The sequence below is a fragment of the Streptomyces sp. NPDC045955 genome (genome assembly GCF_056430805.1).
Map to the genome: position 1 here is coordinate 53,308 of NZ_JBWKKY010000014.1, position 16,734 is coordinate 70,041.

Sequence of the window (16,734 nt, forward strand, 5' to 3'; positions counted from 1 at the left end):
CCCAGCAACGGCGGAAGCCGTCCCAAGCAGTTCACCAGGTCATCGGAGCACTCCAAGCCGCTCTGCTGCATCCGGGTGGACCCTCACGCCGACCGCAACCGGCTTCCCCTCATGCGAAGTCCCCCTCCACAACCAAAGCGTTGAAAGGAGCCTGTTCATGGCCCACACCACCACCAGGCCTGGCCGGCCGTCCTGGGCGCACGACGACTTCCTGCTGCCGCCGCCCAACCCCACTCAGCGCCTCAACCCCCTCCTCGCCCCTCGGGATGTGCACCGCCTGGAACTCCACGCGGCACTGACCACCGCCGGCGTCGCCCCCATGCCCGGCGACCTCGAGGCCATCGACCACCTCAGCACCCTGCCCGACCACGTCCACACCGCACTGCACCGCTGGCTCAGCCACACCACCCAATGACCAGCCCCCACCCGGGGGGACCGACACTCCGACTTCCCGCCGTGGGAGACGGTGAGCCTCCGCCAACTTGAAGTCGCTGGTCAAAAGGCTGGTGTGACGGTATTCCGAGGTGATCGCGCTGGTCCTGGACTGGAGACTGTGAAGTAGATCGTCTGCCAAAGCTGTATCGCATTCCCTTTCCGCTGATCACCGTGCCATGAGGGTCTGGGGGCGGTGTTGCCGTCAGGGAAACTGGGCGGCAGTACGGAAGCGGTGGTTGGTACGGGGGAGGCGTGATGGACTCGGTGTGGGGCGTTGTCGGCCTTACCTTGGAACGCCGTCGTTGACCTCGTCGCGGGCCGCGGGCGCCGCGCTCTTCCGCTGGCTGGCGGTCCTGGTGCTGCGGAGGCCGAAGGCGGAGACCGCCGTTCCCAGCAGCACCATGACCACCGGGACTACGAGGGCGGTGCGGTAGGCGTCCAACACCGCGTCCGGTGAGCCATCGGTGCCGGCCGCGGCGATCCCGTACACCGCGGTCACCGCGGAGATCCCGACCGCTGAGCCGAACTGGGTGAACGTGTACAGCAGCCCGCCGGCCAGGCCCTGCTCCTCCTTGGCCACGCTGTCGGTCGCCGCGATGGTGAGCGGACCATAGGCGAGGGCGAAGGCGGTGCCCGCGATGATCAGGCTCGGGAACATCGCCGCGTATGACCAGTCCATCTCGACCAACAGGAAGAGCCCGTAGGCCACGATCGCCAGCAGGAAGCCTCCGAAGATCACCCGGCTGTTGCCGTGGCGGTTCACCAGGCGCGGGGTGAGGGTGGGCGCCAGCACGGCGTCGCAGCCCATGACGATCAGCGCGATCGCGGCCTGCAGGGAGGACCAGCCGCGCAGCTCCTGCAGGTAGAGCGTGACGATGAACTGGAAGCCGAAGAACGCGCCCAGGAAGAGCAGGGCGCCGAGGTCGGCCCGTACCATCGCGGCTTTGCGGAAGACCTCCAGCCGGACGAGCGGCGCTTTGGCGCGCCGTTCGATCACGATGAACGCCCACACCAGCGCCAGCCCGGCGGCGAGCGCGCCGAGGGTCAGCCCGAGCCCTTCGCCGCGGTGCTCGAGCCGGACGATGCCGTAGGCGAGCAGCAGCATCGCGGCGGCGGCGGTGGCCGCGCCGACCAGGTCGTAGCCCTGTTGTGCGGGCTCGGGGCGGGCCTCGGCCGGCAGCAGCCTGAGTGCCGCGAGCAGGATGGCGCCGGCCAGGAACACCGGGGCGAAGAACACCCAGCGCCAGCCGAGTTCGGTCAGCAGCCCGCCGATGACAAGGCCCAGCGAGAAGCCGCCGGCGCCGACGCCGGCGAAGACCAGCAGGGCCTTGTCGCGCTGCCGCCCCTCCGGATACGAGGTGGTGATGATCGACATGGCGGCGGGAGTCATGAAGGCCGCCGCCACGCCGGTGACGAACCGGGCCACGACCAGCATCCAGCCGTCGGTCGCGAAGCCGCCCAGCATGGAGAAGACCAGGAAGACGCCCAGCCAGGTGAGGAACATCCGCCGCCTGCCCAGCAGATCGGCGGCGCGGCCGCCGAGCAGGGTGAAACCGGCGTAGCCGAGCACGTAGCCACTCATCACCCACGCCGCGGTGCCGGTGCTCAGATCGAGATCGGCGCGAATGGTGGGCACGGCAACGGCCAGCATGGCGACGTCGCTGCCCTCGAGGAAGATCGTTCCGCACAGGACGAGTAGCAGGGCCCAGGCTCGTACGCTCTTGCGGGCCGTCGGGATGGTGGACATCCGCTCTTTACCTGCTGAGTCGCTTGGTCATTTCCGGTCCATCAGCGACGGACGCTGTCCGTCGCGGAACCTGCGCGAGCCCAGCCACATCGCCCGTGCCCGCACGTTGAACCATCCATCCCGGAGCCTCCACGGTCGCCATGGCCGCGACCGTACCGAGCAACAAGCAACCGAGGCCACACCTTTTGTCGTGGGTGGTCAGTGCAGAGGTCGAAGAAGAATCTCAGCGGTTGACTTCAAGGTTCGTCAGGACGAGCAGGGCGCGCAGGAGGTGAGTGGCGCGGACGGGGTTCGCGCGGAGCTTGGTGAGAGACCGCCAGTTTTTGAGGTGGGCGAAACCATGCTCAACCGGTACGCGGCCGGTGGCGAGGACGCGGTTGGCCACCCTCTGACCGGTGGTGAGCTTGTGGGCGCGAGTCGCGGTGAAGCCGGTAACGATCACAGGGTCGCGCATGTCGTTGTCCAGGCCGCGGAAGACGAGGTCCGCGAGGGCCCCGAGGCCGGCGGCGCGCAGGTGAGTCACGACGTGGTCGTGGCGGGCGGCGAATATCCAGATCAGGCGGCCTCTCTCGTCGGTCAGTGCGAGGAAGTGCAGGCCGTGGCGGCGGTGTTTGCCGGAGTAGTTCCGTCGGCCGGCTCTTCCGGTGCGGCGCTGGGTGGGAATGAGGGTGCCGTCGATCAGGACCACCTCACCGCCCGATCAGCTCGTCGCGCCAGCGGCGGACGGTGGACTCGGAGACGTTGTTGCCGCCAGCCAGACAGCGGTGTCGTTGGCACTCGGCCGGCGGGAGCATCAGGGCGTGGTCACGACCAGTTCCTCCGGCCCTGTCACCCGCACGGATCCGTCCGCGGCCACGGTGACATCCAGTCGGCTGCCGCCCACTTGGAGTCCGTCCACGGTCAGCGGGCCGTAGTTCCGGGCGAAGGTGGGCGCCACGGTGACCGTGCCGCCCGGGACGTCGGCATCCAGGCCCAAAGCCGCTTGGAGCACAAGAATCGAGGACGCAGCTGCCCATGCCTGGGGGCGGCAGGACGCCGGGTAGGGAGCGGGGCTGTGGCCTGCGTCGGCGCCGTGGCCTGCGAAGAGTTCGGGCAGGCGGGCGTCGAATGCCGCCGACGCTGTCAGCATGCCGTCGGCCAGGGATGCCGCGGCGTCCGGGAAGTCGGCCCTGATCAGTCCGTGTACGGCGATCGCGGTGTCGTGCGGCCAGATGGAACCGACGTGGTAGCCGTAGGGGTTGTAACCGACCGCGTCGCTGCTGAGCGTGCGCAGGCCGTGTCCCGCGTCGAGGTCGGGCCCGGTGAGCCGGGCGGCCAGCAGTGCGCTCTCCTCCGCGTTGAGCAGGCCCGTGCCCAGGAGGTGGCCGAAGCCGGAGGTGACCGAGTCGACCGGCTTGCCGTCGCCGTCGAGCGCGACCGCCGGGAACGGGCCCTTCTCGTCCTGCACCCAGAAGTGCTCGCGGAAGCGGGTGGCGAGTCGGTCCGCCCAGTCTTCCCAGCCGTCCGCGCCCGGGCGACCGAACGCGCGCAGCAGCGCCGCCCCGGCCCGGGCGGCCTCGTAGGCGTATGCCTGGACCTCACACAGTGCGATCGGCGCGTGGGCGCGGCGGCCGTCGCGGTAGCGGATGGAGTCGTCGGAGTCCTTCCAGCCCTGGTTGGACAGGCCGTGGCCGGTCTGGTCGACGTACTTGAGGAAGCCGTCGCCGTAGGCGTCCGCCTGCTCGCGCATCCAGGCGAGCGCGGCCTCGGCATGCGGCAGCAACTCCTCGACCTCGGCCGGGGCGAGGCCCCATCGCCAGGCGTCGTGGAGCAGGGTGATCCACAGTGGTGTGGCGTCCACCGTGCCGTAGTACACCGGCGGGAGCGAGAGCCGGTCTGCGATCTGGAGGGAGTCGCGGCGCACTTCGTGCAGGATCTTGCCAGGCTGCTCCTCGGTGGCCGGGTCGGTGCTCTGGCCCTGGCGGCGGGCGAGCGTGCGCAGTGTGCCGGCCGCGAGGTCGGTGCCGAGCGGGAGGAGCATGCGGGCGGCCCAGAGCGAGTCGCGGCCGAACAGCGTCAGGAACCACGGGGCGCCGGCGGCGAGGAACTGGTCCGGGCGGTCCGGGTGTGGCGACTGCGGGTCCGCCATGCGCAGACGGTCCAGGTCGGCGAGGGACTGCTCCAGCCACCGGTCGAAACCGCGGTCCGCGCTGCGCAGCACGGGGACGCTCCAGGGCAGTCTGTCCGCGGGTGGGGCCGGGAACTGATCGCCATCCGCGTAGGCCGCGGTGCAGGTCAGTGTCGCACTCCAAGAGGTACCGGGCTTGAGGTCGATGTCGTAGGACAGCTCGGCCGTCGGCACGTGAAGCGTGTCCGGTGCGGGCTCAGCGGCCAGACGTACGGTGAAGTCGTCCGTGGACCAGGTGAGACCCACGGTGTCGCCGTCCGCGACCTCCGAAGGCGACTCCTCAAGGACACGTCCTGACTTGACTTGCTCCATGGTGGCGAGGTCCGTGCCGACGCTCAACGTCAGTCGGAGGCGGACGTGCTCGCCGCCCGCGTTGGTGACCTCGAAGACCTCCTCGAGCCGGCCGTCTGCGGTGCTGCGGCGGCGGTTCAGAGCGACGGCCGGGTCCGATGTCACCTCGCCGAGGCCGCGCAGGATGGCCCGGAAGCCGGCGCGGTCCGCGCTCCGCAGCCCGCCCTGAACGGGTGCCAGAGCGATGTCCTCGGCCGTGACGGTCAACCGGGAAAGAGCCCTGCGATCGCCGTGAAAGAAGCCGTCGGCACCCCCGCTGATCTGCCCGTCTGCCCGCGAGATCACGAGGCTCGGCGCGTGCAGTGTGACGACCGCGTCATGCAGGAACGGCTGCAGGCCGCCGGCTGCGGAGGGGGATGCCCTGACCGAGCCGTTGGCGTCCTGGGTCTTGACAGTGGCGTCCAAGGAAGTAGAACCTCTCGGCGTTGGATCGTTCAAAAGACATTAAGCCAGTCTTCAGAGCGATGACAACGTTTTTTGAACGCTAAAACCAAGCCCGTATCTCCCCAGCAAGTCGGAGAGCCGCATGCCCCGCTCCCACAGCAGCTCCTCGGCCAAGAACGGCCCGGTGACCCTCGCGATGGTCGCCCGCCGGGCCGGGGTCTCCGCGCAGACCGTGTCGAACGCGATCAACTCGCCGGACATGCTGCGGCCCGAGACCCTGGAGCGGGTGAGCCGCGCGATCGAGGAGATGGGCTACCGCCCCAGCCGCGCCGCGCAGACACTGCGTACCCGCTCCAGCAAGCTGTTCGGGTACGGAATCCAGCCCACGCCTGCCAGTTCCCCGGTTCTGGACCGGTTCCTGCACGCCTTGTCACAGGCCGCCGACGACGCCGGTTACCGGATCCTGCTGTTCGCTTCCCCGGCCGGCGGCCCGACTCTGGAAGGGTATGAGGAACTCCTCGACCAGCACGAGGTCGACGGCTTTGTGCTCAGCGGCACCGAGCGTGACGACCCGCGCCAGGCGTGGCTGGCCAAGCGCGGCGTGCCGTTCGTCGGTTTCGGCCGGATGTGGTCGGGGCGGAAGATCGGCGACTGGGTCGACGTCGACGGCGCCTCGGGCACGGACGCCGCGGTCGAGCACCTGGTCGCCCTCGGCCATCGCGAGATCGCCTTCCTGGGCTGGGAACGCGGCTCCTCGGGCGCCGGTGACGACCGGGCCGAGGGCTGGCAGCGAGCCATGCGCCGACACGGCCTGCCCACGCGCGGACGGCGCGCGCAGAGCGTGAACGACAGCGACGCTGCCCGCGCCGCCGTGAAACCGCTCCTGGACGCGGGCGCGACCGCAGTGATCGCGGCCAGCGACATGCTGGCGCTCGGCTGTTACCAGACGCTGCGTGAGCGCGGCGCCGCCCCCGGCCGGGACGTCGCCGTCGTGGGCTTCGACGACTCGCCGACCGCCGAGATCCTCTACCCCGCTCTGGCCTCCGTCGCTCAGCCGCTGGAGGAGGTCGGCCGCCAGTGCGTACGGCTGCTGCTGGCACGGATCGCCGCACCCGACGCGCCCCCGGAGCGCCTGCTGCTTAAGCCGTCGCTGGTCGTGCGCGACAGCATCTGCCCGCCGAACGGCGGCGGTGCGGCCGAGGCCGGCCAAGCCAAGTAGCGGCTGCCTCAACCCAGTAGGGGCTGAACCGGCCGAGCAACCATCGCCCCCCCCAACAGCCTCGCCTTCGAGTTTTCGAAGGCACGTCCCCTCGCCTCCTCCCCCCACTCCGGGCCCGCATCCCCGCGCCGACCGTGGAGCCGCACGCAACACCCGATCGCGCCGATGAACGCCATGACGATGAAAGCGATCAGCGAGCCCACGCCCAACTCGTCGTCCTGAAAAGCCCTCCAGCGGTTTTCGGCGAGCGTGCGCAGGTCCTTGCTCTCGTTGACGTAACCACCGAGACCGGGGTCGGACCGGGCCCACAGGACGTCGACCCCGGTGCCTTTGCCGGGCTCTCCTGCGTGCAAGCGCCGCGCACGGTGAGCCGTTCGGCACCGCCGGGCACGGAGACCACAAGCCGGGACGCGTATCCCTTCACGACGCCGTCGCTCAATTCCTGTCGCGTCGACTGCCGTTCCACGACCCTCGCGGTGCTCACCTCTGCGCCCGCATCGCGCAGAGCGTCGAGCTTCTTGCCCGCAATCGACGAGGTCAGGATGGCTACGGCGAACACGGCGGATGAAAACGCGACGATGGCCCAGAGGGCACCGGTGCGCAGCTTGACCCAGAACTCGTCCGTGAACCCGTCGTCCTTGGGCTCGCCGCGCAGCACCCACAGCGCCACCATCCGCACCACCGCACACCCCACGGCGACGGCACCCCACACGAAGGGCTCGTGTCAGGGCCGGGCCATGGCGGTGGCCCCCAGCAGCCGCATGCAGGCGACAGCGGCCGCGACCCACGCCGCGAGCGAGCACAGCCGTACGAGCCAGCACCATCCGCTATGCCGACCAGAGCTCGACCCGCCGCAGCCGTGCGCCCGAAGCGACTCAGCACACTGTGCTCCTGCCCCGCGCGGCGTACGCGGTCTACGGTTCCCTCGGGCTTCAGCGCGCCCGGGTCCGCAGCATCGCCTTGCGAGTCGATGCCCTGTGGGCGCCTTTGCGCGCGCTGCTTCCAGGTCGCCGAACCGTGCATGGCTCTGTCCACGAGATTGGGCAGCGCTTCGACATCGGCTACGGAGCCGCCTGGCTGCTGGCACGAGCTCGATTTGTTCACGAGAAGAGACAGCACCGACTCCTGCCATCGTCGCCCAGAAGATTGAAGCTGGTGGTCACTGTTCCCGTTCTCCAGGTGTGAACGGGCCGGTCGCGGAGGCTACGCATTTGTCGACGACGGTCTTCTCGCCGGCCGCCGAGCCGTCCAAGCAGAGCCGTCCGCCTTGGTCGCGCAGGTCGAGAAAGAACCGCGTGGTCGTACCGGACTGCTTGAGGTCGTGGATACGCTCGTCGATGTAGCCGAGGTCGTTCAGGATCGTCCTGACCTTGGTCGGGGTTGGATCCGCCAGATCCCAGAGTGCCTGGGTGATGCGCTGTTCATGGAGGTTGCTCGCGCACCAGTCGCGAGCGTTCAACTCCACCTCCGGCCCCGCCGTGGGGACGATCGGCTCGATCGCGTCACTCGGCGGTGTCTCCCCGGACGGCAACGTCTCCGCCGGACCGGTCGGCGGCGCCTCTGGCAGACCGGTCGGCGGCGCCTCTGGCAGACCGGTCGGCGGCGCCTCTGACGGACCGGTCGGCGGCGCCTCTGGCGAAGCGCTCGGGGAACACTCCTGCGCGACCTCTCTCAGCATCTCCGTGAAGGCCGCGCTGGGCCGGGCCCCGGCGGTGCCAGCGGGGTTGCTTCGCGGTCCGCCAGAGCCTGTCTTCTCGGTGCCGCAGGCGGCGAGCGCCAGAGCGGCGAGAGCTGCTACCGCAAGCGTGGGCCGCGGGCGGCGCGGGGAGCGGGCAGCCGTGCTGGTCAGGACAGGGGTTCGTCTCATGCGCCAAGTCTCCGAGCGAGCCACCGCCTCCACGTGAGTGCGCGTACTCACGTGAGTAGGGGTACGTGCTCAAACTTTCGATGAGACGTGACCAAACTTCAGCGAGACGAGACAACCGGTGCTGTCCACTCTCGTGAACATCTTTTCGCAGCGGATCAGCTGCCTCCCCTCCAGGTGAACATCTGCTGCTCACCGGTGGGGCACCGGTGCCGACAACGGTCCGGCAAAGAGTCAGAAGCGATCACAGTCGATCGCAGGGAGGTTCTATTCCGATCATCGGATGATAGGAAAGGGGAAGAGTCGGCCCGCTTGGGCAGGCCGACTCTTCCGGTGCCCTTTCGCGCGCCAACGCGTCAGGCTCATTTTCCCTGTTCAATCATGGTTGGAGCCAAGGAAACAGGGCACCGCGCACTGCGTTGCGGTGGTTCGGAAATTGTCGCCTCTGAGCACAGGGTGTGCAATCAGCGGCGAGCAGAAGTGAATCAACGAGCGCTGAACGGCCATCGATCGCCGTCCGCCGGGACCGAACCTGCTGGCCAGAGGTTGATTCACAATGTCCCGCTCCAGTTGCGCGTGACTTTGGCTGTGGGACGGCCATGCAACAACTCTCACCTCCATGCGAAGACCTATATCCAGATGGCAGGATGCTGTGCGCCTTCGCGGGAGCGCCAACTGCCGTGAAGAGACGTTTGGTTGGAGCCGATGGAGAACGGCACGCTGTCGCGAGCCACGTGAGAGACGGACAGGGACCATGCACAGCACCCATTCATGCCGCAGGAATGGAGTATGACGCGGTGGGACGACCAGAAAAGCCGATTCCGGACCCGCTGAGTCCACTGGGCAGACTTGCCACTGCCCTGCGTAACGGGCGCCGGGGCATCGGCCTTTCCTACGCCCAGCTCTCCGAGCGGACTGGGTTCCACAGCCCCGCGACACTACAGCGGGCAGCGTCAGGAACCGTCGTTCCCAAGCGGGACGTGGCACGGTCCTTCGCACGTGCCTGCGAACTGGATGTCGACGCGATCACTCAGCTGTGGATCGCCGCCTATCGCGGGAGTATGGCCAGCCGTAAGACCGGCGATCGGGTGCGGGAAGGGCACGCGCCACGCCCTCATCTCATCAGGGACTTCGACAGCCTCTGTCAGGCCCTGAAGCAGTTGCGGCTGCTGAACGGAGCGCCCTCGTTCCAAGTGATGGCCAACAGGGCACGAGCCGCACGCAAGGAGTTGTCGCGCAGTACGGCCAACCGTATCTGCGCCGGCCAGCCACCGGCATCCATCGAATGCCTGGAGGCCTTCCTCATCGCCTGCGAGGTACCGCCGCGCGGCCGTCAGGTGTGGCTCGAAGCCTGGCTCCGGGCGGGGCAGCATGCCGCCGGCGCACGCCAGGGCTACGGCACGCGTGAGGAGATGAAGCAGCTGGAGGCCGTGGTCGCCGAGAACCTCAGTGGCAAGGTAGCTCAGGAGACCGCCGTGCGGCTGCTGCGGAAGGCCGGCTTCGAGGCCCTGGAACGCTACCGCCGCTTCGAGGCGCCGTGGACCGTGGAATGCCTGCAGTGCGCTACCACGTTCCGGGTCAGGCTGTCTGATGTGGTCATGGGGCGGGCTTCGTGCCTGACCTGCGCAGAGGTCACCGACCACGTACGGGAAGCGTGGGTCGAAATGCTGTCGAATCGGGCAGGCCTGCTCAGCAGTCAACAACTGCGCGCTCTGCGCTCCGTCACGGTGCTGCAATCCCGCCTGCATCGCGACCACCTGGATGTTCCGGTGTTCGTGACCGACCACAAGACGGAGTTCATCCTGCAGTCCACCGCATGGCACCCGGCTCTGAAGGCCGCCCTGCAGCGTCATATCCGGCCCCAGGTCCGCCTGGACGTCCTGATCGTCTGCAAGTACGAGACCAATGGGCAACGGCAGCGCCGGCTCGCCATGGCCGCCGGCCTGGTAGGCGACCCCGTGGAGACAGCGGCTTGCCGGCGGAAGCCACACACCACGCTCGGCTCCGCGGTCGAAAAGCCAACCGCACGCGGAGCCGAGCGGAACACCTTCGAGGGCTTGCGCAGCACCACTCCGGGAACGGGTAACACCCCGCAGTCCTGGGAGGCGACCAGCAACAGCGGCCCCTGAGACCGTCCCCGGACCTACGTGCCCCAGCAGCCCAATCGCCTGCTTCCGACCGGCTGAAGGATCACCGCTCTCTGGGGGCGGTGGAGCACGCGCGGCATCTGACTGTCTGCGATGTCAGCAGCGTCCCCTCCCCTGATGTCCCAGCCGGGAGATTCCAGCCGTGTTGCTGTCGACAGCGAGGAGCCGAGCCCTCAGTACCCCCCAGGGCACCGTCGGCGAGCCCCCCATCACAAGCCCCTCAAGTCCAAGGAAAGAACCGATCATGCACTGCTCAGTTTCCCAGTTGACGGAGAACGCGTCTCGCCCATGCATCCGCCTGGTGCTGAGCAGCAGCGACGCCTCCCAGGAGACCTTCGGCAGCTCCTGGACATGGGCAGCTGTCATCGGTCTGGCCAGCCTGGCCGTCACCACGTACTTCTCCGTCGTTCAGGTGCGCAAGAGCCACCGCGCCAAGGAGGCAAAGCGCTATCAGGCCGACTACGACCTGCTCGACGAAACCGTCGTCGTGCTCGACAAACTGGCCGGCATCGCTGCGCAAAAGGCGGACATGGTCAAGCTCGGTGAGCTCCTCAGCCGCATCAAGCAGGCCGAACGCCGCTTCCCTGACCTGCCGTTCGGCGGGGTAGTCGCCCATATCGACGCCTACAGGAAGACCCCGCTGCCAGACGACTTCCACCGAAAACTCGCCAGCAGAAAGGTCGCCTTGGACCATTTGCTCGATCTGTCACGTCAGCAAGGCGCCGCGATCGCAGGTGCACTGGCAGCCATCCAAGCTGTGCAGAGCGAGATCGACCGGCGCACCGACTGATCAGCGTCGCAGCCACGCATGTGCGTGGACGCGCTACGCATGTGCTGGTCATGCAGCCACACGTTCCCATACCTGCGACAGCGACGGTTGGGAGGACGGCGAGGACGCGCAGGCCGTGCGCGGGCTGGCGTCAGCGAGGTGGTCGGCGGCTGAATACGGGCTTCGGACCCTGGCGTCCGAGGGCAACCGCATCTGCGGGTCACCTCTGCCCCATCCACCTCCGCCCCGGCCTGTGGGTCACAACATCGGCAGCCACCTGCATGCGGCCGTCGTGCGGTTCCTTCGCGACGCGCCACTGGCCACGGGCGTAGCTGCGGTGACGTCGAGTATTTCAAGGCCCGACACGGCTGGTTGAGATACCTGACCGGCCGCAAGACCACTCCGAAACCGCTCGCCGCGTTCGTCACCGAGCAGCCGCCCGCTCACCCCAAACCAGTGGCTCGGAGGGCGGGCGGACACCGGCCACCGGGAACTTGCCCGACGACCGCCCGATTGTGTGCGCTCAAGCCGTCACAGGACGTCGGCGAGGCGGTCCACCTGGTTCGGGTCGAGGCCGTAGCAGTAGAGCATCACCTCGTCGGCGCCGAGGTCGGCGAAGTGGGCGATCGCCTCCCGGATCTCGGTGGGCGTGGTGAGCAGTCCGGCGACCATCCGGTCGGCCATGCCGGTGAAGGTGTAGTACGCCTGCATGTTGGCCCGGGCGTCGTCGATCACGGCTTGAGGGCCGAGGGCGACGTTGACCTGTGCGACGATGCGCGGTTCGCCGTCGCGGCCGTACTGCTTCCAGAACGTGCGGACCGTGTCGAACAACCCGCCTGCCCACGAGGGCGCAGCGGCGGCGAGGAAGCCGTCCCCCCAGCGAGCAGCACGTTCGAGCGCGACGGGCTTGAATCCACCGAAGAGCACCTCGGGGCCGCCGGGCCGGGCCGGCGAAGGGCCGATCGGGCCGACGCCGTCGCCGTACGGCTCGCCGGACCAGAGGCGGCGCATCACCGCCATCTGCTCGTCGAGGCGTCGGCCTCGGGTGCGCTTGTCGATGCCCGCGGCCTGGTGATCGTCGTCCCGGCCGCCGATGCCCAGCCCGAGAACCAGGCGGCCACCGGTCATCCGGTCCAAGGTCGCGGCCTGCTTGGCGAGGAGGGCGGTATCGCGCAGCGGGGCGAGCAGCACCTCGGTCTGGACGCGGATGCGGGAGGTCGCGCCCGCGAGGACGGCGAGCGCGACGAGGGGTTCGGGGTTGTGGAAGACGAGCCGGTCCAGCAGGCCGAGTGTGCTGAAGGGCCCGGCGTCGGCGCGTTGGGCCCAGGTGAGCAGGGTGGTCGGGTCGCCGATGGGCAGGCCGATACCGACGTTCATGAAGGAGACCTCCGAAAGGAAGGGTCGACAAAGACTGTTGCCGCCCCTCCGGCACCTCAGTGAGGTGGGACGCTCCCGCTCTGCGGCGTGCTCCTGGGGAACGTCTCGTCGAAGTGATCTGACCTTAGGGCGCCGCGTGTTCGTAGGACAAGCCAATTTGGCTACCCCTGCCTCCAGCAGTCACAGGGGCCAAGGGCCGTGAATGCCCCGCCGTAAAGGTCGCACCGACTTCGAACCCGAGGCCGGCAGCACGAAGGAAACCGACGAGGACAGCTGAAAGCACGCCCTTACGCTATCCGCCGCCCCGCAGCTCCCCACCGTTCATCTGTATGTGGTTGCGGAGGGACAGGGTCCCCCGTGCCTCACCCGTAGCGCATGGGGACGGTCGTTCGGCTGAAGCCCCATGGAGCGTTTCGCCGAGAGGCGACCACCCTCCGCACGCCACAGCTCACTGGTCTCCCCCGTCCAGCCGGGGCTTTTCAACGCGCTGATCACCGGCGGGGGACGTCAGGGCACAGCCATCTGGCTGTGATGCTCGGACAGGTCAGCGAGCGTCTCGGTGCTCTCCTCCGCGAGGTAGGCATCGCTCCGCATCCCGTGCACGTCGCCCGGCATCAGCGGTGGCAGCGAATTCCCGGAGGCACGTGCCGGGGAGACCGCCTGTCGCCATCCGGCCGGCTGCACGAGGGACGACGCGATGACCGAATACCGGGTGTGCTCACCGGGTCAACGCGAGCAGTTCATCGATCAGCGGTTTCTCACCACCGCCATGGTCGCGCCGAGATCGCTGCGGACCATGTGCAGGCAGAGGTCGATCCCGCCGCCTATCCTGCCGAGGCGAGTGCGTCCCCCTCGTCGATGCAGAGCACTCCGGGGTCCACGTCGACCGGCGGATAGTCGTCGGCCAGTCGCCGGTGTACATCCAGTGCGTGGTCGCGCGGCGCCCGTCGAGCAGCCCGGCGGCGGCCAGCACCAACGCTCCGGTGCAGATGGAGGCGACCCGTGCGCCCCGACGCTATGGGGCCAACGACCGCAACCGCGGCTGAAATTGGCATAGACCTTTATGTGGGCCAAGGGCTAGGCTCTGCCGCGCACGCCACGAGAGCGCTCTCAAGCACTGCTGTTCCACCCCCACCCTGCTGGAACAACGAAGGGTCATTCCCTTGAGACGCACGACAACTCTGCGCACCGCACTGTCCGCACTCCTTCTCCTCGGCACTTGGGCGACCGCGGGCGCCCTGCCCGCCTCCGCCGCGGACGCTCCCGCGCGCTCCTCCGAAGCACCGGCCTCCCCCGAGCTCCTGTCCGCGATGCAGCGGGACCTGGCGCTGACTCGGAACGAGGCCGAGGCACGCCTGGCCGCGGAGAAGACCGCGACGGCCGTCGAACGCAAGGCGCGTAGCGCGGCCGGTTCGGCCTACGGTGGCTCCTGGTTCGACGCCGGCAGTGGCCGACTCACCGTCGCCGTCACCCGCGCCGCGCACGCCGACGCCGTACGCGCGACCGGAGCGGCCGTACGCCTCGTGCGGTACGACGCGCGGCAACTCGAGGCGGCGAAGAAGAGCATCGACGCGTTGTCCGCGCCCGCCGGAGTCGCCAGTTGGCACGTGGACCCGAAAGCCAACAAGGTCGTCGTGAACATCGTCGCCGCACACCGGGACGACAACGATGTCCGGGCTTTCCTCGACCGAGCCCGTGAAGCGGGCCCCGTGACGGTGCGTCAGACACCCGCCGCACCGCGTACCTTCGCCGCCGGCACCGTGGGCGGTGACCCCTACTACACCGGCAACGTCCGCTGCTCCATCGGCTTCTCCGTGCACGGCGGCTTCGTCACCGCCGGGCACTGCGGCTCGCCGAGTGCGGCCGTGTACGGCTGGGACCGGTCCTACATCGGCAATTTCCAGGGGTCGTCGTTCCCGGGCAACGACTACGCCTGGGTGAACGTGGGCAGCGGCTGGTGGACCGTGCCGGTGGTGCTGGGCTGGGGCACCGTGCCCGACCAACTCGTCCGCGGCTCCGCCGAAGCCCCGGTGGGTGCCTCCGTCTGCCGTTCCGGCCCCACCACTCACTGGCACTGCGGCACCGTACTGGCGAAGAACGAGACGGTGAACTACAGCCAGGGCGCCGTCCACCAGATGACGAAGACGAGCGTCTGCGCCGAACCCGGCGACTCAGGAGGCTCCTTCATCAGCGGCGACCAGGCCCAAGGCGTCACCTCCGGCGGTTGGGGCAACTGCAGCGGCGGCGGCCAGACCTGGCACCAGCCCGTCAACGAGATCCTCAACCGGTACGGGCTGACACTGCACACGGCCTGATCCCTCATCAGCGCGGCCGAGCGGACTCCGTCACGGAAGTGGCGACGGAGTCCGCTCGAACTTCACCTCCCACACGGACCTGACCGGCTCAAGGCGGCGGGTGGCCGGTCGCTCGGTGTCCGCAGCGGCCACGCCGCCTTTCCGCTGTGTGGGGCGCCGATCAGCAGGCAGAGCACATGCGCTAGATTTTGCCTCTCTTTGACCGCGATCACTCACGATCTCTACCCTTCGGAGTCGGCATCCCCATGAGCGACATCGTCAACGGACTCGGGCGGGCCACCGCGTACGGCGGCCTGGGGCTGGTCCTGTTGGTCCTCGGCATCGTCCTGGTCGACGTGCTGACGCCGGGAAAGCTCGGCCGGCAGATCTGGGAGCAGCGCAATCGCAACGCCGCCATGGTCCTCAGCTCCGCACTGCTCGGTATCGGTGGCATCGTGTTCACGTCCATCTGGACGACGTACGAGGACTTCGGCAAGGGGCTGGTCTCGACCGCCGCGTTCGGGCTGCTGGGGCTGGTGATGATGGCCGTGGCGTTCCTGGTGGTGGACCTGATCACGCCGGGGCGCCTGGGTGCGACGCTGGTCGAGGCAGAGCCTCATCCCGCGGTCTGGGTGACGGCGTCCTGCAACCTCGCTGTGTCCGCCGTCATTTCGGCCTCCATCGCCTGAGCCCCTGCCCCTGCCCCTGCCTCTGAGAGATCGCCAACCACCACATCCTCGGCGGCAGGCGGCAGGTCCTCGTCATCAAGCCGCCGTATCGCTGAAGGTGTTGCCCTTCCCGACCGCCCGCGCTTAAGGTCACCCCGTTTGTCGAATCGATTCGATTGATTCGATTGATTCGAGGAAGCCGGCGGGCCTCAAGAGGGGGCGGGTGGGGGCGGACATGGCCACGATCAAGGACGTCGCCGAGCGGGCAGGCGTCGCGCCGAGCACCGTGTCGTACGTCCTGAACGGGTCGCGCAAGATCTCCGAGGACACCCGGCACGCGGTGCAGGCCGCGATCGACGAACTCGGATACCACCCGCGCGCGAGTGCCCGTACGCTGCGCAGCGCGCGGACCCGCGTGCTCGCGCTGGCCGCGCCGCGCGTGCCCGGCGCGTACCGGGCGATCGACGGGCGGTTCGCGATCGACGTCACCGACGCCGCCCGTGGGCACGGGTACGACGTGCTGCTGATGACGGACAGCGACGGCGTCGGGGGGCTGCGCCGGGTGGCCCGCAGCAGGATCGCGGACGCCGCGGTGCTGATGGCGGTCGAGGACCGCGACCCCCGTGTCGAGGTCCTGCGGGAACTGGGCTTTCCCGGGGCGCTGCTCGGTCATGACGACCACGCGGCGCTGCCATGGACCGACCTCGACTGGGAGGCCGCCGTCGCCCTCGCCGTGCGCGAGACCGCCGCTGCCGGCCACCGGCGGATCCTCTTCCTCTCGTCGGCCGAGCACGAGGTCGCCGCACGCCGCGGCTATGCCCTGCACGGTCTCGACGGCGCCCGGCGAGCGGCCGTGGAGACCGGGGCCGATGTCCGCGTGGTCCCGTCCCACCGCGACGCGGACCTCCTCGCGCGGCGGCTGAGCCAGGCGCTGGCCGCGCGGCCCGTACCGACCGCGCTGGTCGTCCAGCACCTGATCCTCCTCCCCCGCCTCCTGGACACGGTGGCGGCGGCTGGGCTGCGGATTCCCCACGATCTGACCGTCGTGCTCGTCGGCAGTCTCCCGGACGAGCTGGGCATCCGGCATCTGCCGCGGATCGATCTGCCCGTAGCCGAGATGTCCACGGCCGTGGCCCGGCTCGCCATCGACGCGATCGGACCCGCCCGCGACGACCGGTCGCCGACTGCGCGGGAGGCCGTCACGGCATCTGCTTCGAGCATGCCCTCCCGCGCGCCGCACCACCTGATCCAGCCGCGGATGGCCGGGCCCGTCATCGCCCCGCCGCCGCCCGGCTGAGCACTCGCCGGACCG

General features: G+C 69.1%; 13 protein-coding genes and 1 pseudogene. 7 read left to right on the forward strand and 7 right to left on the reverse strand.

The features are described 5' to 3' along the window. Positions 1-157: 157 nt before the first annotated feature. Positions 158-415: a hypothetical protein gene (locus tag AC07F0_RS27130; RefSeq protein WP_478982631.1), complete on the forward strand. Its 258-nt coding sequence runs from the start codon at positions 158-160 to the stop codon at positions 413-415. Positions 416-718: 303 nt separating this feature from the next. Here AC07F0_RS27130 and AC07F0_RS27135 read toward each other — a convergent pair whose 3' ends face one another. The 3 genes from AC07F0_RS27135 to AC07F0_RS27145 form a co-directional block, all read right to left on the reverse strand. Beyond that, positions 719-2,182: an MFS transporter gene (locus AC07F0_RS27135; RefSeq protein ID WP_478982634.1), complete on the reverse strand. Its 1,464-nt coding sequence runs from the start codon at positions 2,180-2,182 to the stop codon at positions 719-721. Positions 2,183-2,405: 223 nt separating this feature from the next. Further along, positions 2,406-2,870: a transposase family protein gene (locus tag AC07F0_RS27140; protein ID WP_478982636.1), complete on the reverse strand. Its 465-nt coding sequence runs from the start codon at positions 2,868-2,870 to the stop codon at positions 2,406-2,408. Positions 2,871-2,975: 105 nt separating this feature from the next. Next, positions 2,976-5,105: an amylo-alpha-1,6-glucosidase gene (locus AC07F0_RS27145; protein ID WP_478982638.1), complete on the reverse strand. Its 2,130-nt coding sequence runs from the start codon at positions 5,103-5,105 to the stop codon at positions 2,976-2,978. Positions 5,106-5,226: 121 nt separating this feature from the next. On the opposite strand from AC07F0_RS27145, the gene AC07F0_RS27150 reads away from it, so the two are divergent. Next, on the forward strand, positions 5,227-6,303 hold the full coding sequence (locus AC07F0_RS27150; protein ID WP_478982640.1) for a LacI family DNA-binding transcriptional regulator: 1,077 nt from the start codon (positions 5,227-5,229) through the stop codon (positions 6,301-6,303). A gap of 190 nt (positions 6,304-6,493) precedes the next feature. On the opposite strand, the gene AC07F0_RS27155 is transcribed toward AC07F0_RS27150, so the two are convergent. Both AC07F0_RS27155 and AC07F0_RS27160 read right to left on the reverse strand, forming a co-directional pair. Continuing rightward, the gene (locus AC07F0_RS27155) at positions 6,494-6,985 is read right to left on the reverse strand and encodes a hypothetical protein (protein ID WP_478982642.1); all 492 of its coding nucleotides are present in this window, start codon (positions 6,983-6,985) and stop codon (positions 6,494-6,496) included. A gap of 477 nt (positions 6,986-7,462) precedes the next feature. Continuing rightward, on the reverse strand, positions 7,463-7,981 hold the full coding sequence (locus AC07F0_RS27160; RefSeq protein WP_478982644.1) for a hypothetical protein: 519 nt from the start codon (positions 7,979-7,981) through the stop codon (positions 7,463-7,465). Positions 7,982-8,949: 968 nt separating this feature from the next. Between AC07F0_RS27160 and AC07F0_RS27165 the strand changes: the two genes are divergently transcribed. Together AC07F0_RS27165 and AC07F0_RS27170 are read left to right on the forward strand one after the other, a co-directional pair. Then, positions 8,950-10,296, forward strand: coding sequence for a helix-turn-helix domain-containing protein (locus AC07F0_RS27165; RefSeq protein ID WP_478982646.1), 1,347 nt, complete (start codon positions 8,950-8,952; stop codon positions 10,294-10,296). A 319-nt stretch (positions 10,297-10,615) separates the two neighbouring features. Continuing rightward, complete coding sequence (locus AC07F0_RS27170; RefSeq protein ID WP_478982648.1) at positions 10,616-11,104, forward strand: hypothetical protein; 489 nt, start codon at positions 10,616-10,618, stop codon at positions 11,102-11,104. Between the two features lie 510 nt (positions 11,105-11,614). On the opposite strand, the gene AC07F0_RS27175 is transcribed toward AC07F0_RS27170, so the two are convergent. Next, entirely contained in the window at positions 11,615-12,460 is an 846-nt protein-coding gene (locus AC07F0_RS27175) for an LLM class flavin-dependent oxidoreductase (protein WP_478982650.1), read from the reverse strand. Between the two features lie 765 nt (positions 12,461-13,225). Further along, positions 13,226-13,469, reverse strand: a pseudogene (locus AC07F0_RS27180) (DJ-1/PfpI family protein); the annotation flags it as partial. A gap of 154 nt (positions 13,470-13,623) precedes the next feature. On the opposite strand from AC07F0_RS27180, the gene AC07F0_RS27185 reads away from it, so the two are divergent. The 3 genes from AC07F0_RS27185 to AC07F0_RS27195 all read left to right on the forward strand — a co-directional run bounded on the left by AC07F0_RS27185 (position 13,624) and on the right by AC07F0_RS27195 (position 16,719). Continuing rightward, positions 13,624-14,775: a S1 family peptidase gene (locus tag AC07F0_RS27185; protein ID WP_478982652.1), complete on the forward strand. Its 1,152-nt coding sequence runs from the start codon at positions 13,624-13,626 to the stop codon at positions 14,773-14,775. A 245-nt stretch (positions 14,776-15,020) separates the two neighbouring features. After that, complete coding sequence (locus AC07F0_RS27190) at positions 15,021-15,443, forward strand: DUF350 domain-containing protein (RefSeq protein WP_243382203.1); 423 nt, start codon at positions 15,021-15,023, stop codon at positions 15,441-15,443. 214 nt (positions 15,444-15,657) lie between these two features. Further along, on the forward strand, positions 15,658-16,719 hold the full coding sequence (locus AC07F0_RS27195) for a LacI family DNA-binding transcriptional regulator (protein ID WP_478982654.1): 1,062 nt from the start codon (positions 15,658-15,660) through the stop codon (positions 16,717-16,719). Positions 16,720-16,734: the final 15 nt, after the last annotated feature.